General features: G+C 71.3%; 14 protein-coding genes. 1 reads left to right on the top strand and 13 read right to left on the bottom strand.

The genetic code is table 11. From position 1 onward, the window contains the following. Positions 1-99 precede the first annotated feature (99 nt). The 11 genes from lepB (AB0K43_RS20020) to proS form a co-directional block, all read right to left on the bottom strand. Positions 100-792 carry a signal peptidase I gene (gene lepB, locus AB0K43_RS20020; protein ID WP_363641505.1) on the bottom strand — a complete coding sequence of 231 codons (693 nt, stop codon included), beginning with the start codon at positions 790-792 and terminating at the stop codon, positions 100-102. A 330-nt stretch (positions 793-1,122) separates the two neighbouring features. After that, positions 1,123-2,118 (bottom strand): signal peptidase I, encoded by a 996-nt coding sequence (lepB, locus tag AB0K43_RS20015; protein WP_363641503.1) that lies wholly within the window; start codon positions 2,116-2,118, stop codon positions 1,123-1,125. A gap of 303 nt (positions 2,119-2,421) precedes the next feature. Next, on the bottom strand, positions 2,422-3,336 hold the full coding sequence (gene lepB / locus AB0K43_RS20010) for a signal peptidase I (RefSeq protein ID WP_363641501.1): 915 nt from the start codon (positions 3,334-3,336) through the stop codon (positions 2,422-2,424). A 22-nt stretch (positions 3,337-3,358) separates the two neighbouring features. Further along, a complete protein-coding gene (lepB, locus tag AB0K43_RS20005; RefSeq protein WP_363641499.1) occupies positions 3,359-4,039 on the bottom strand; it encodes a signal peptidase I in 681 nt (226 codons plus the stop codon). A gap of 292 nt (positions 4,040-4,331) precedes the next feature. After that, positions 4,332-4,682 (bottom strand): 50S ribosomal protein L19, encoded by a 351-nt coding sequence (gene rplS, locus AB0K43_RS20000; protein ID WP_363641497.1) that lies wholly within the window; start codon positions 4,680-4,682, stop codon positions 4,332-4,334. Positions 4,683-4,836: 154 nt separating this feature from the next. Continuing rightward, positions 4,837-5,727, bottom strand: coding sequence for a tRNA (guanosine(37)-N1)-methyltransferase TrmD (gene trmD / locus AB0K43_RS19995; protein WP_363641495.1), 891 nt, complete (start codon positions 5,725-5,727; stop codon positions 4,837-4,839). Between the two features lie 5 nt (positions 5,728-5,732). Next, positions 5,733-6,404 carry a ribosome maturation factor RimM gene (gene rimM / locus AB0K43_RS19990; protein WP_363641493.1) on the bottom strand — a complete coding sequence of 224 codons (672 nt, stop codon included), beginning with the start codon at positions 6,402-6,404 and terminating at the stop codon, positions 5,733-5,735. A 262-nt stretch (positions 6,405-6,666) separates the two neighbouring features. Beyond that, positions 6,667-6,906: an RNA-binding protein gene (locus AB0K43_RS19985; protein WP_033824615.1), complete on the bottom strand. Its 240-nt coding sequence runs from the start codon at positions 6,904-6,906 to the stop codon at positions 6,667-6,669. Positions 6,907-6,908: 2 nt separating this feature from the next. After that, positions 6,909-7,337 carry a 30S ribosomal protein S16 gene (gene rpsP / locus AB0K43_RS19980; RefSeq protein ID WP_363641490.1) on the bottom strand — a complete coding sequence of 143 codons (429 nt, stop codon included), beginning with the start codon at positions 7,335-7,337 and terminating at the stop codon, positions 6,909-6,911. A 394-nt stretch (positions 7,338-7,731) separates the two neighbouring features. Then, positions 7,732-8,310, bottom strand: coding sequence for a hypothetical protein (locus tag AB0K43_RS19975; protein WP_363641488.1), 579 nt, complete (start codon positions 8,308-8,310; stop codon positions 7,732-7,734). A 539-nt stretch (positions 8,311-8,849) separates the two neighbouring features. After that, complete coding sequence (gene proS, locus AB0K43_RS19970; RefSeq protein WP_363641486.1) at positions 8,850-10,262, bottom strand: proline--tRNA ligase; 1,413 nt, start codon at positions 10,260-10,262, stop codon at positions 8,850-8,852. Between the two features lie 257 nt (positions 10,263-10,519). Between proS and AB0K43_RS19965 the strand changes: the two genes are divergently transcribed. After that, positions 10,520-11,362 carry a methyltransferase domain-containing protein gene (locus AB0K43_RS19965; RefSeq protein WP_363641484.1) on the top strand — a complete coding sequence of 281 codons (843 nt, stop codon included), beginning with the start codon at positions 10,520-10,522 and terminating at the stop codon, positions 11,360-11,362. Between the two features lie 58 nt (positions 11,363-11,420). Here the strand turns inward: AB0K43_RS19965 and AB0K43_RS19960 are convergent, their stop codons facing one another. Both AB0K43_RS19960 and ffh read right to left on the bottom strand, forming a co-directional pair. Next, positions 11,421-11,948 (bottom strand): GNAT family protein, encoded by a 528-nt coding sequence (locus tag AB0K43_RS19960; RefSeq protein ID WP_363641482.1) that lies wholly within the window; start codon positions 11,946-11,948, stop codon positions 11,421-11,423. 121 nt (positions 11,949-12,069) lie between these two features. Then, positions 12,070-13,635: a signal recognition particle protein gene (ffh, locus tag AB0K43_RS19955; RefSeq protein WP_363641480.1), complete on the bottom strand. Its 1,566-nt coding sequence runs from the start codon at positions 13,633-13,635 to the stop codon at positions 12,070-12,072. Between the last annotated feature and the right edge of the window lie 76 nt (positions 13,636-13,711).

Below are 13,711 nucleotides of genomic sequence, written 5' to 3'. Positions count from 1 at the left end.
GTCCTACGGCGCCGTGGTCGGCCCGCTCGACCTGCACCCGGGTATGCCCCCTGGTGCCGGATCCGGGCCTGGCCGGCCGGGGCCTGGGGGCCACCGCGGTCAGCGCTTGCGTCGCTTCTTCGTCCACTGGGCGAGCGACACCGCCCACCCGGCCGCCGCCGCCAGCAGGACCAGGGCGACGCCGGCGGCCATGGCGTAGGCGGCTGGCAGCAGCGGGCCCGGGTCATGGGCGCGCGGACCGCTCAGGCCGTCGAAGGCCGGGGTGCGCTGGTACAGGGCGACCCGCGAGGTCGGCAGCACGGTGGCCGCCACCCTCGCCTCCACGTCGGAGGCCGGGACGGTGCCCGAGGCGATCTCGAGGTGGCTGCGGGAGTCGATGGAGTTGGTCCGGAAGTCACCGAGGAGGAAGAGCCGGCCGTCCGGCACCGTGATGCTGAACGCCTCGCCGGAGCCGATCCCCCGGTCCACGTAGGGCTCGTCGATCGCGACTCCGTTGACCAGGAGGCGCTGCCGGCTGTCACAGCAGGCCACCGTGTCCCCGGCGACCGCGACCACCCGCTTCACCATCTCCGCGTCGCCCCAGACCGAGTCCTTGAAGATCACGATGTCGCCCCGGCCGACTGCGGCGCCATCGACCTTCCGGGCCAGCACCGTGTCACCGACCTTGATCGTCGGGGACATCGACGCGCTCGGGATCCGGTAGGGCCGGTAGTCCACGGCGACCAGGCCGAAGCCGGCCACCAGCATCACGAAGCCGAGCGCGATCACCGTGCCCTGCACGATGACCGCCACGCTCCGACGCGGCCGGGAGCCCGTCGGCGCGGATGCTGTCCGCTCCGCCACACTGCTCATCGCCACCAACCCATTCTGTTCGGCCCACCTGATGAGCCCGGCCGGCGCGGTGAGCCCGGCCGGAGGCCGAGGTCCGGTCCGGGCCGAGGGCCCGGACCGTGCCCGGGGCCCGGACCGCCCCGACCGGCGGACGCCGGAAAGCGGAGCACCACGGCAGGCTCGGAAAGACTCGCGGGCCGCGGCACGTGCGAGCAGATTACTCACGAGTACCGCGGCCCGCGCAAGAGTCGGCCACAGATCAATCTCTTCCGGCCGGCGGCCACCGGCCGGTCAGCGGCGGCGGCGCAGCAACCAGACGGCGGGCAGCGCGGCCGCCGCCCCGGCCAGCGGGGGCGCCAGCGGCCCGGACGCCGACAGGCCCTTCTGGTCGAAGGTGTCGGGCACCGGGAGCGTCGCCCAGTCGCTGATCGGCCACGCGACGACGAAGGCCCGGCCGACCACGTTCTCCACCGGCACCGTGCCACCACCCGGCTGGTCCTGGTGGTAGCGCGAGTCGAGCGAGTTGCCGCGGTGGTCACCCATCACCCAGATCCGGCCCTCCGGCACCTTGACCGGCCCGAAGGGCTTCTCACCGCAGGGGGTGTTGCCCGGGTAGATGTAGGGCTCGTCCAGCGCAATGCCGTTCACCTTGACCGGCCCGCTGCCCTCGCACTCGACGGTGTCGCCACCGACCGCGATGACGCGCTTGATCAGGTCCTTCTCGTTGCTGGACGGCATCAGCCCGATGAAGCTGAACACGTCCTGGATCCCGCGCACGAACCCGTTGTCGCTGCGCTGCGCCGGCTCGTCGTTCAGCCAGCCGCCCGGGTCCTGGAAGACCACCACCTCGCCGCGCTCGGGCTCGGCACCGAACCAGGGAGTCAACTTGTCGACCAGGACGCGGTCCCCGACCTGGAGGGTGTTCTCCATGGAGCCCGACGGGATGGAGAAGGCCTGCACGAAGAAGGTCTTGATCACCAGCGCCAGGATGAGCGCGATGCCGATCAGGATCGGCAGTTCCTTCCAGAAGGACCGCTGCTTCTGAGGCCTCGGCGACGCCTCGTCGGACTCGTCGCCGTCGGCCGAGCCGGCCCGACCCGATCCGTCCGTCGGTCCCGCGAAGTCGCCCGAGTCGCCCTGTCCGTCGACCGGTCCGCCCTGCCGAGCGGCCGAATCGGCCAAGGCGTGTTCTGCGGACAGCTCGGCCTCGGCCGACCTGACTCCACGGCCCCCGGCGCCCTCGGGCTCCGGGGCACCCGAGCGGGCACCGATCACCAGATCCCCCACGACATCTCCTCCCTGCTGTGCGGACGCCCGCGCGTCCGCGCTCACCAGTGCCGCACAGCGGGCACCACGTTGCGTGATCGACCGTCAACCCGCCTCAGAACTGCCCGAGCCGGGCACTCCTGACACCAGCGCAGCCTTGGGGACGACCGGGTAGCACACCGGACGATGCGGCATCGAACGATACGGCACCGAACAGTGGGCCCCCGGTACCCCTGCACTTCTCTATCACTCCGGATCGACACACCGGGTGCTCCCACACGGCGGGCCGTGGTGGCCGGCGGTCGCCCCGCCTGCCCCCGGGATCTAGTGCCGCCGGCGCACGAGAGTCGGAAGAACGCCCAACACACCCATAACGAGCGGAGGTTCCGCAGGATCCGGCCGATCGGAGATCGATTGCAGGCTCACTCCGGCGCCGGCCACCGGCCGTTCGTCGAGGACAGCGGTCGGCGCCGGAGCCGCCAACGAGGAGAGTGACGACGGTGTATCGAGTTGACTCACACGGGAAACCGGCCACGCAATCAGGAAGGCCCGTCCGACCACGTTCTTCATCGGGATGGTGCCGTTGCCTGGATTGGCCATGTGGAAGCGCGAGTCGGCCGACAGGTCTCGGTGATCGCCCATCACCCACAGGCGCCCGGCGGGCACGGTCACCTTGAACGACTGCCGGGAGGGCGCGTTGCCGGGCGCGATGTACGACTCGTCCACCGCCACCCCGTTGATGATGAGCCGCCCTCGCTCGTCGCAGCACTCGACGGTGTCACCCGGGACCCCGACGACCCGCTTGATCAGGTCACCCTCGTCGTTGGAGGGGATCAGGCCGACCGTGGAGAGGGCGGACTTCACCCGCCGCATCACCGGGCCGTCGGCCGAGCGCGTGTGGTCGGGTTCGAGCCAGCCGCCGGGGTCCTTGAACACCACCACGTCGCCCCGGCCCGGCTCGTTGCCGAACCACGGCGTGAGGCGGTCCACCAAGACCCGGTCCCCCACCTGGATGGTCTGTTCCATCGAGCCGGAAGGGATGACGAACACCTGCACCAGGAAGGTCTTGAGCACGATCGCGATGAACAGCGCGACCACGGCGATCAGCGGCAACTCCCGGAGCAGCGAGCGGCGCCTGCGCCGCGCCGCGCGCTGGGCGGTGCGCCTGCGGTCGGCCCGCCCCCGGGAGGGCACACGGGACGACCGGGCCTCGACCCGGTCCACGGTGGCGCGTGCCACCGGTTCTTCGACGACCCGTCCCCTACCCCTGGTGCCCATGTCCGGTGCTCCCCCCTATCGACGAGAAGCCGGCCGGCCGGTCGAGCGAGCTCCACCGACCGACCGGGAAGACCACCCAGTCGGCGCGGCCGATCACCTTCTCCTCCGGGACGGTACCGCCACCGGGCTCCCCGAGGTGGTCCCTGGAGTCGCTGGACGCGCTTCGATGGTCGCCCATCACCCACAGCTTCCCCGCCGGCACCACCACGTCGAAGGCGACGCTGGAGGGCGCGTCGCCGGCGGCCAAGTAGTCCGTCTCCTCCAACGGCACGCCGTTCACCCTCAGCCGGCCGTCAGTCCCGCAGCAGGTCACCCGGTCACCCCCGACTCCGATCACCCGCTTCACGTACACCGAGTTGCCGGTCGGCAGCAGGCCCAGCTCGGCCAGAGCACCTCGCACGGCCCCCGGCTCGGCGGCGTACGGCAGGAAGGAGCCCGTGCCGTCGAAGACGACGACATCCCCTCGCTGCACCGTGCCGCCGAAGGCGTAGGCGAGACGATTCACCACCAGCCGATCCCCCGGCCGCAAGGTGTTCTCCATCGACCCCGACGGCACCACGAACGGCCGCGCCACAAAGGCATTGACCACCAGGAGGACCAGCACGCAGATCCCCACCAGCAGCAGCAGTTCGCGGGACAGCCGGCGCACTCGGCCGCCGGCCACATCCGCAGCCGGGTCACCCTCAGCGGGCTCGCCCTCGACCACGACAGGCTTGGCCGCATCGAGTACGGCCGACCCGACAACCGTCGCCGATCCGCCGGTCACCCCGCTCCCGCCTGCGGAAACGCCCACGGACCGCGTCGGCGTGTCCGTACCGGCCGGTACGGGACTGCTGACGCGGTCCGTGGGTGGTTCGTGCGTGCTCATCGCGCTGAGCTTATCCTCACGGCCTCAGCCATGAAGAGGGCCCGGCGTGACCTGAGCGGAAGCGGCTCCGGAAGCCGGAGCCGTCCGGTCAGTTGTCGCGCTTCTCCTTGATCTTCGCGGCCTTGCCGCGCAGGTCACGGAGGTAGTACAGCTTGGCGCGGCGAACCGCACCGCGGGTGACGACCTCGATCTTCTCGACGACCGGGGTGTGCACCGGGAAGGTGCGCTCCACGCCGACGTTGAAGCTGACCTTGCGGACGGTGAAGGTCTCACCGATACCGGCGCCGTGGCGACGGATGACAACGCCCTGGAAGACCTGGACACGGGAGCGGCTGCCCTCGATGACCCGGACGTGAACCTTCAGGGTGTCACCGGCGCGGAAGGCCGGGATGTCGGTACGCAGCGAAGCAGCGTCGACAGCAGCGAGCTTGTTGCTCATTTTGCTCTCCATCGCAGGCGCCACGGGCCGCCCACGGAAAATCGTCACAATGGGGTTTGCTGCGGGCCGCATCGGCTGGCGGTGATCCCCCCGCGGCGGGGGCACCGGTCCACGTGGCGCCCCTCAGGGGCGCCCAGCGACAGACAACAGTCGCCTATTCTTCCACAGCATCGGCCGTGGTCCTAAATCGGCCCTGCTCCTCGTCCCAGCGCAGCCCGAGCACGCTGAGCGCCTCCCGCTCCTTCTTGTCGAAGGCTCCCTGCTGCCAGCGGGCCACCAGGTCGGGGCGGTGCGCGAGGGTCCGGGCGAACGCCTGCTCACGGCGCCAACGAGCGATCTTCCCGTGGTGCCCGCTGAGCAGCACCTCCGGCACCTCGCGCCCGCGCCACTCGGCGGGCTTGGTGTACACGGGGCCTTCCAGCAGGTCCGCCATCGCGCCCGGGGCGAAGGAGTCGTCCCGGTGCGACTCGGCGTTGCCGAGCACCCCGGGCAGCAGCCGGGCGATCGCCTCGACCATCACCAGCACCGCGACCTCGCCGCCGGCCAGCACGTAGTCACCGATCGAGGCCTCGACGACCGGCATCCGGGTCGCGGCCTCCTCGATCACCCGGCGGTCGATGCCCTCGTAGCGCGCGGGCGCGAAGGCGAGCCAGCTCCGGCCGGCCAGCTCCTGGGCCAGCTCCTGGGTGAACGGCCGCCCGCTGGGCGTCGGTACCACCAGGGTCGGCACCTGCACCGCCACATCACCGTCCGCCGCATCCCCGACCGCCGCATCCCCGACCGCCGCATCGCCGTCCGCCGCCAGGGCTTCCGCACCCTCGGCGAGCACGGCGTCCAGCGCGGCGCCCCACGGCTCCGGCTTCATCACCATGCCCGGCCCGCCCCCGTACGGGGTGTCGTCCACGGTGCGGTGCACGTCCGTGGTCCAGGAGCGCAGATCGTGCAGGTGCACGTCCAGCTGGCCGCGCGCCCGGGCCTTGCCGACCAGCGAGACGTTCAGCGGCTCCAGGTACTCGGGGAAGATCGTGACGACGTCGATCCGCATCCGGCTCACGCGGCGCCCCCGCCGTCCCGCTCCTCGACACCGGGCTCGGCCCGGCCCCCGGCCGCGGCCTCCGCCCCGGTCCCCGTCTCCGCCCCGGCACCCGTCTCGGCCCCCGTCTCGGCCCCCGTCTCGGCCCCCGTCTCGGCCCCCGTCTCGGCCTCAGCCTCGATCGGGTCGATCAGACCGGGCGGCGGGTCGATCACGGCCCGCTGGTTCTCCAGGTCGATGGTCGGCACGATCCGGCTGACGAAGGGCACCAGCACCTCGGTGCCGTCCGCCTTGGTGACCATGAGCAGGTCGTGGAACGGCAGGTGGATCACCTCGGTGAGCTCACCCACCATGGTCCCGTCGGTGAGCACCACGTCCAGCCCGATGAGCTGGTGGTCGTAGTACTCCTCCGGGTCCTCCGGAGTCTCCTCGGGGTCCACCTCGGCGATCAGCACGGTACCGCGCAGCGCCTCGGCGTCGTTGCGGTCCTTGACCCCGGCGAAGCGCAGCAGCAGGCGGCCGCTGTGCACCTTGCCGGACTCGACGGTCAGCGGGCCGGCCGAGGCCGGATCGGTGAGCAGGACCGCGCCGGGGCCGAGCCGGAGTTCCGGCTCGTCGGTGCGGACCTCGACGCTGACGTCCCCCTTGATGCCGTGGGCGCGGCCGATCTTGCCGACGACGAGCTGCACGGTGATCGCTCTCCTGGTGTCGTGCGCTGCCGAGCCGGACAGACCTGCGCTGCCGGACCGGACAGGGGTGGGCGGAAGAAGTGGGCGAAAGAAGTGGATGGAGGAACCGGAGCACCGGGAACCCCGGGCGGCCGGCACCCCGAAAGGCACCGGCACCCCGAAGAGCACCGGCACCCCGAACAACGAGCACCCCGAACAACGAGGAAGGGCCGACCGGGACGACTAAGCGTCCCGGCCGGCCCAGAAACCTGACGGTCTAGTGTCAGCGAATGCTGTCCACGTCGACCAGGTCGACCCGGACGTTGCGACCGCCGAGCGCGCCGACCACGGTGCGCAGAGCGCGCGCGGTCCGGCCGCCACGGCCGATCACCTTGCCGAGGTCATCGGGGTGCACCCGCACCTCGATGGTGTGGCCCCGACGCAGCTGGCGCGAACGCACCTGCACCTCGTCGGGGTGCTCGACAATGCCCTTCACCAGGTGGTCGAGGGCTTCCTCGATCACGCTCAGGCCTCGGTGGAAGCGGCCTCGGCCTCGTCAGCCTTGTCCGACTTCTTGGCCTTCGGGGTGATGGCGACACCGGTGGTGGCGTCCTCGAAGCCGGCGACGGCCTTCGCGAAGAGGTGCGAGAAGTCCTCGACCTTGGGCTCGGCGACCTTCAGCGGCTCCGGAGCCGGCAGGCCCTTGAACTTCTGCCAGTCACCGGTCAGCTTGAGGATGGCGAGCACCGGCTCGGTCGGCTGGGCGCCGACGGACAGCCAGTACTGGGCGCGGTCGGTGTCGACCTCGATCTTCGAGGGGTTGTAGGTCGGCTGGTAGATGCCGATCTCCTCGATCGCACGACCGTCACGCTTGGTGCGCGAGTCGGCGACGACGATGCGGTAGTGCGGGGAGCGAATCTTGCCGAGACGCTTGAGCTTGATCTTGACTGCCACGGGAGTGGAATCTCCTGGTGTTGACGTGGGTGAGCGACCGATTGGCGCCGCGTGGGGTTGCGGGCCCGGCCGTTCAAGGGACACGCCAGCCGTAGGAGAGAGGGGTCCTGCTCGGCTGCCGAGTACTCAGCTGTCCATTCTGCCATACCGGGGCAGGTCGGCCCGACCGAGGGTCCCCGCCCCCGGTAGAGCCGAACAGCCACTCGGCGGCAGTCGGCAGCGGCCGTCGACAGTCGGCGGAGCACACCACCGGTCGATCCGACCCGGCCTCCGGCGCCCTCCGGGCACACCCGTCCACCACTGCTACTGCAACTGTTCCGGTTCTGCCTCTGTGTCCACCACTGGTGTCGCGTACTGCACTGCTGGTACCGCAGGCATGGCCCGTGCTGCCCGACTAAGCGATCTTGAACGGCTGCTGGCAGGCGCCGCAGACGATCGAGGCCTGCGCGAGCACCGACGGAACGACCCGCACGTTCCGGCCGCATCCGCAGACCGCCTTCACCCGGACACCGCCGCCGGAGGATCCGTGCCGCGCCGCCGGACCGCGGAACGCCCGGTGCACACCCTCGCCGGCCACGGCCAGCTGGTGGGCGCCCAGCGCGCGGTCGAGCCGCTCGATGGTGCCGGAGTAGCGGTCCCTGGTGTCGTTGAGCATGGTCACCTGGGAGAACCCGCTGCTCGCGTGCGGCTCCACCGGGTGGGCCAGCCCGAGCTCGGAGGCGAGCATCAGGAAGCGCCGGTTGTGGTACCGGCCCGCCCTGGAGGTGTCACGGATCTCGCGGGCGGCCGCGAGGCCGTGGGCGGCCTCGTGCAGCAGCCGCTCGAAGTCGAGCCGGGTGCCACAGGCCGAGGAGGACTCGCCGATCAGGGCCTCGGGCGAGGCCAGGTCGGGGAGGTCCTGATGGTGGGCCTGGATGTCGCTCCAGGCGGCGGCCAGTTCGGCCGCCAGGACGAGAGGCTGTGTCGTGCTCACGCTGTACCAACGATGCGCGGGGAGCCGACGTTCCACGAGTTCCCGTCCGAGGGGAATTCCCAGGAAACTCTCAGGAATACACAGCTGTGCGCGAATTGCGCTGACCGGATCTGACGCAAGACCAACCCCCTGCAACTCTCGGCTCGCCGGATTCGGCGGGCTCTCGGCTATCACCCCAGGGCGGTGACGCCCATAGGACAGACGGCCCGCAGCCTGGTCGGAAATTGACAGGGCCACGGGCCGTATACCGTACCGCTAGTTCAGCGCGACCGGCAGTTGACTGGTGAGTAGCCTCAGCGGAGAACGCGGACCACTGGGCGAACAGCATTCGAACGGCCGTCGACGGCCGGGGATACCGGTAACTCCGGCCACCGACCCGCCCCCCGGGGCCACTTCCACGGCCCCTTCCGGTTGCCACTTCCACGGCCCCTTCCGGAAGCCGCTTCCACGACCGCACTCCGGACCGCCGCCCCGGTGATGTGCGAGTCGTCCACCCGCACATCGCCGAGGCGGCGAATTCGTCCGGAATATCCGGTACGTCAGTAAGCGCGCGCCACAATGGCGATGTTGCCGTCCTGGTCGTCGGTGGCCGGCACGGAGCCGTCCGCGGCGACGATGCAGCGCACCGAGACCCCCTGCTCGGCCAGCTTGGCCTCGCCCTCCGGACCGAGCTCGGCCCAGGAGATCCGGCCCCAGCCGGTGGCGGCGGCCTCGACGGCCTCGTCGAGGTTCTTGACGTCGACGGTGCGCGACTCGCGGCGCTCGCGGGACTGACGGAGCAGCAGCGCCTGGTCCTCCTCGAGGATCCCGGGCAGCAGTGCGGCCAGGGAGTCCACGGCCACCGGCTCCTTGCCACCGGCGATCCGGCGGGCCAGCATCGCGGTGCCGTTCTCCAGGTCGCGCGGGCCGACCTCGATCCGCAGCGGCACGCCCTTGAGCTCCCAGTCCACCGCGCGGCGGCCGAACGGGGTGTCGGTGCGGTCGTCGACCACCACCCGGATGCCCACGGCCTCCAGCTGCGCGCCGATCTCGCGGACCTTGGCGAGCACCGCGTCGTCGCCCTTGATGGCGAGGACGACGGCCTGGACGGCGGCCAGCCGCGGCGGGACCCGCAGGCCGTTGTCGTCACCGTGCGACATGATCAGGCCGCCGACCATGCGGGTGGAGACGCCCCAGGAGGTCTGCCAGACGTGGTCACGCTGGTCGCCGCCGGACAGGAAGGTGGTGTTGAAGGCCTTGGCGAAGTTCTGGCCCAGCTCGTGGCTGGTGCCCATCTGCAGGGCCTTGCCGTCACCCATCATGGCTTCGAGGGTGAGGGTGTTGATCGCGCCGGCGAACCGCTCCTTGGCGGTCTTGCGGCCGAGCACCACGTCGATGCCCAGCACGTTGGTCATGAAGTCGCCGTACACATCGGTGTGGATCCGCGAGGCGTAGTCCCGCGCGTCCTCGTACGAGGCGTGCGCGGTGTGGCCCTCCTGCCAGAGGAACTCGGTGGTGCGCAGGAAGACGCGCGGCCGCAGCTCCCAGCGGACCACGTTGGCCCACTGGTTGATCAGCAGGGGCAGGTCGCGGTGGCTCTGGATCCACTTGGAGAAGTACTCGTTGATGATCGTCTCGGAGGTGGGCCGGACGACGACCGGCTCCTCCAGCTGCTTGCCGCCGCCGTGGGTGACCACCGCGAGCTCGGGGGCGAAGCCCTCGACGTGCTCGGCCTCCCGGGTCAGGTAGGACTGCGGGATGAACATCGGGAAGTAGGCGTTCTGCGCGCCGGCCTTCTTGATCCGCGCGTCCATCTCCTGCTGCATCCGCTCCCACAGGCTGTAGCCGTACGGTCGGATGACCATGGTGCCGCGCACCGGACCGTTGTCGGCCAGCTCAGCCTTGTTGATGAGGTCCTGGTACCAGCGGGGAAAGTCGTCCGCCTGGGGGGTGAGAACGGGTGCCTTAGCCATGGGGCAGATGGTACGGGGCCCGGGCCGCCGACCGTGAATCGGTTTACCTGCCGAACGGGCGGGCAGCGCGGCGGGCTCGGACCGGCGCATCCCACCGGCGCACCACCGCAGCGCGCGGATACCTGCTCGCACCCCTCTGGACGCCGGGCCCCGACCGCTGTTCGCTGGAGGCGGGGCGGGGTCATCGGGGGGAGCCGTAGACACCGAAACAGACGCCGATGCAGACATCGGAATCCAGAACCGGATGGGAGGCCGCGATGGCTTCAGCGCATGTGGCCGGCACAACCGCGCAACGCCCCGACACTCACGGCACGGCGGGGTCCAACGGCCGGGCGCGCGACTGGGCGGAGATCCAGGAACGCATGCTGGTGCCGCTCTACCAGGCGGTCTTCGAGCGGCTGGAGGTCGGACCGGCCACCAGCGTGCTCAGCCTCGGGTGCCGGTCGGGGCTGGCCCTGCTGCTGGCCGAGGAGCGCGGCGCGCAGGTCTGCGGACAGGAGCCGGAGGCGGAGCTGCGGGAGCTCGCCGAGGGGCGCGGACTGCGGGTGCTGACCGAGTCCGCGGGGGCCGCGCAGGCCGATCGGCGCCTCACCCGGTCGGCGTACGGCATCCCCCGGGCGGCCCATTCGCTGGTCACCGTTTTCGAGCAGTTCCCCTACGTCCGCGACCCGGCCCGCCTGGTCGCCGAGGCGGCCGCCCTGACCATGCTGGGCGGGCACCTGGTGCTGGCCTCCTGGGGGCCGCCGGAGCGGTGCGAGAGCGCCGGCGCACTGGACGTCGCGCGCCGCCTGTCCGTACGTACACCGGCCCCTGCGCCGTTCGCGCTGAGCGGCCCCGGCGCGCTGGAGCAGCTGCTCGGCGGCGCGGGCCTGCGGCCGGCCGGCAGCGGCCGGGTGCACTGCCCGTTCGCCTACCCGGACCTGGAGAGCGCGGTGCGCGGGATGCTGTCGACCGGGCTGTTCGACAGCGCGATCGAGGACTCCGGGCGGGCGCTGGTCGGCAAGGAGCTGGAGGAGGCGCTGCACCCGTACGTGCAGGCGGACGGCTCGGTCCGGATGGCCAACCTGTTCCGTTACGTGGTGGCGGAACAGCCGCGCTGAGCAGCCGGGGGGGTGGTGCCCCGGCCGGGGCACCTGCCCGACCGCCCCCCGGGGCCCCTCAGTCCTGCGCCGGCAAGTCCCACTCCTCGGCCGTCAGGGCGAACCGCTCGTGGTCCCGCCACGCCCCCGCCAGGTACAGCATCCGCGGGGTGAAGCCCTCGTGCCGGAAGCCCAGCCGGCGGGCCAGCGCGATCGAACGCTCGTTGTCCGGCTGGACGTTGATCTCCAGCCGGTGCAGGCCCAGCCCGCGGTGTTCGAGCGGGGCGAAGCAGCGGCCGACCACCAGCCGCATGCCCTCGGTCATCAGCCCCGTCCCGGCGAACGGCAGGTAGGAGTCGTAGCCGAGGGCCGCGTTGCAGAACCGGCCCATCACGATGTTGGCCACGTTGCACTTGCCGACCAGGCCCCCGCCCTCGGCCTCCTCGATCAGGAAGGTGCGCAGCCCCGGGCCCTGACGTTCGAGCAGCTCGGGCAGCCCGTCCGGCTCGACCGGGTTCCACCGGCCGATGTGCTCGGCGGATCGGTGCACCGCCTCGGCGTACGGTCCAGCGTCTGCGGGCCTCGGCGCCCGGATCCTCACTCGCATCGGACCATCATCGGCCATCCTCGGTCACCCGTGCGGTTGGCTCGGCGCCCTGCCGCGGCGGCGCCCGAACGACACCGGCCCGCCACCCTTCGCGAGGGTGGCGGGCCGGCGGCACGGACCGTCAGATCAGGTCCCGGAACTCCTTGGGCAGTTCGAAGTCGGACGGGCCCTTGCCCGCGCCCAGGCCGAACGCGCCGCCCGGGGCCGGGGCCTGCGGGGTGCCCGGCCCGAGCGCCCGGCGCTCGGCGGCCGCCGCCTCCTCCTGCGCCCGCTTCAGCGGGTTGCCGGACTTCTTGCGGCCCTTGGCGGGCTGGGCCTTCTTCGCGGACTTCTTGCCGCCGCCGCCCATCCCGGGGATGCCCGGCATGCCGGGGATGCCCTTGCCGGAGGCCATCGCGGACATCATCTTGCGCGCCTCGAAGAACCGCTCGACCAGGTTGTTGACCTCGCCGACGCCGACGCCCGAACCCTTGGCGATACGGGCCCGGCGCGAGCCGTTGATCAGCTTCGGGTCGGTCCGCTCGGCCGGGGTCATCGACTTGATGATGGCGCCGACGCGGTCGACGTCCTTGTCGTCGATGTTGTTGATCTGGTCCCGGATCTGGCCCATCCCGGGCAGCATCCCGAGCAGCTTGGAGATCGAGCCCATCTTCCGGACCTGCTCCAGCTGGGCCAGGAAGTCGTCGAGGGTGAAGTCCTTGCCGCCGCCCTGCAGCTTGGCGGCCATCTTCTCGGCCTCGGCCTGGGAGAAGGTCTGCTCGGCCTTCTCGATCAGGCTGAGCATGTCGCCCATGCCGAGGATGCGCGAGGCCATCCGGTCCGGGTGGAAGGCGTCGAAGTCGTCGACCTTCTCGCCGTTGGAGGCGAACATGATCTGCCGGCCGGTGACGTGGGCCACCGAGAGCGCGGCACCGCCGCGGGCGTCGCCGTCCAGCTTGGAGAGCACCACGCCGGTGAAGTCGACGCCCTCGAGGAAGGCCTGCGCGGTGGTGACCGCGTCCTGGCCGACCATCGCGTCGACCACGAAGAGGACCTCGTCCGGGTTGACGGCGGCGCGGATGTCCGCGGCCTGCTGCATCAGCTCGGCGTCGATGCCCAGGCGGCCGGCGGTGTCGACGATGACCACGTCGAACTGCTTCTGCTTGGCGTACTCGATCGAGTCGCGGGCCACCTGCACCGGGTCGCCGACGCCGTTGCCCGGCTGGGGGCCGTAGAAGGCCACCCCGGCCCGCTCGGCGACCACGCCGAGCTGGGTGACCGCGTTCGGGCGCTGGAGGTCGCAGGCGACCAGCAGCGGGGTGTGCTTCTGGCTCTTCAGCCAGTGGCCGAGCTTGCCCGCCAGGGTGGTCTTACCGGCACCCTGCAGACCGGCCAGCATGATCACGGTCGGCCCGGTCTTGGCGTACCGCAGGCGACGGGTCTCGCCACCGAGGATGTTGACGAGCTCCTCGTTGACGATCTTGATGATCTGCTGGGCCGGGTTCAGCGCGCCGGAGACCTCGGAACCGAGCGCGCGGTCCTTGACCTGCTTGATGAAGGCCCGCACCACGGGGAGCGCGACGTCCGCCTCCAGCAGGGCGATCCGGATCTCGCGCGTGGTGGCGTCGATGTCCGCCTCGCTGAGGCGGCCCTTGCCCCGGAGGTTCTTGAACGTCGCTGCGAGGCGGTCGGAGAGAGTGTCGAACACGTCGGTCGCGGGTCCCTTGCGGCATCGGTACGGGTACTGTCGTCGCCCCCAGGGTATCCGCCCGGTCCGGTTGCGG

Source organism: Kitasatospora sp. NPDC049258 (assembly GCF_040678895.1).
In the GTDB taxonomy this organism is placed as follows: domain Bacteria; phylum Actinomycetota; class Actinomycetes; order Streptomycetales; family Streptomycetaceae; genus Kitasatospora.
This window is presented reverse-complemented; position numbering and strand designations above follow the sequence as displayed.

Excerpts from the sequence above, each read along its gene's own strand:
- rplS (WP_363641497.1), bottom strand. The coding sequence starts at position 4,682 with ATGAGCAACAAGCTCGCTGCTGTCGACGCTGCTTCGCTGCGTACCGAC.
- trmD (WP_363641495.1), bottom strand. The coding sequence starts at position 5,727 with ATGCGGATCGACGTCGTCACGATCTTCCCCGAGTACCTGGAGCCGCTG.
- proS (WP_363641486.1), bottom strand. The coding sequence starts at position 10,262 with ATGGCTAAGGCACCCGTTCTCACCCCCCAGGCGGACGACTTTCCCCGC.
- AB0K43_RS19965 (WP_363641484.1), top strand. The coding sequence starts at position 10,520 with ATGGCTTCAGCGCATGTGGCCGGCACAACCGCGCAACGCCCCGACACT.
- AB0K43_RS19960 (WP_363641482.1), bottom strand. The coding sequence starts at position 11,948 with ATGCGAGTGAGGATCCGGGCGCCGAGGCCCGCAGACGCTGGACCGTAC.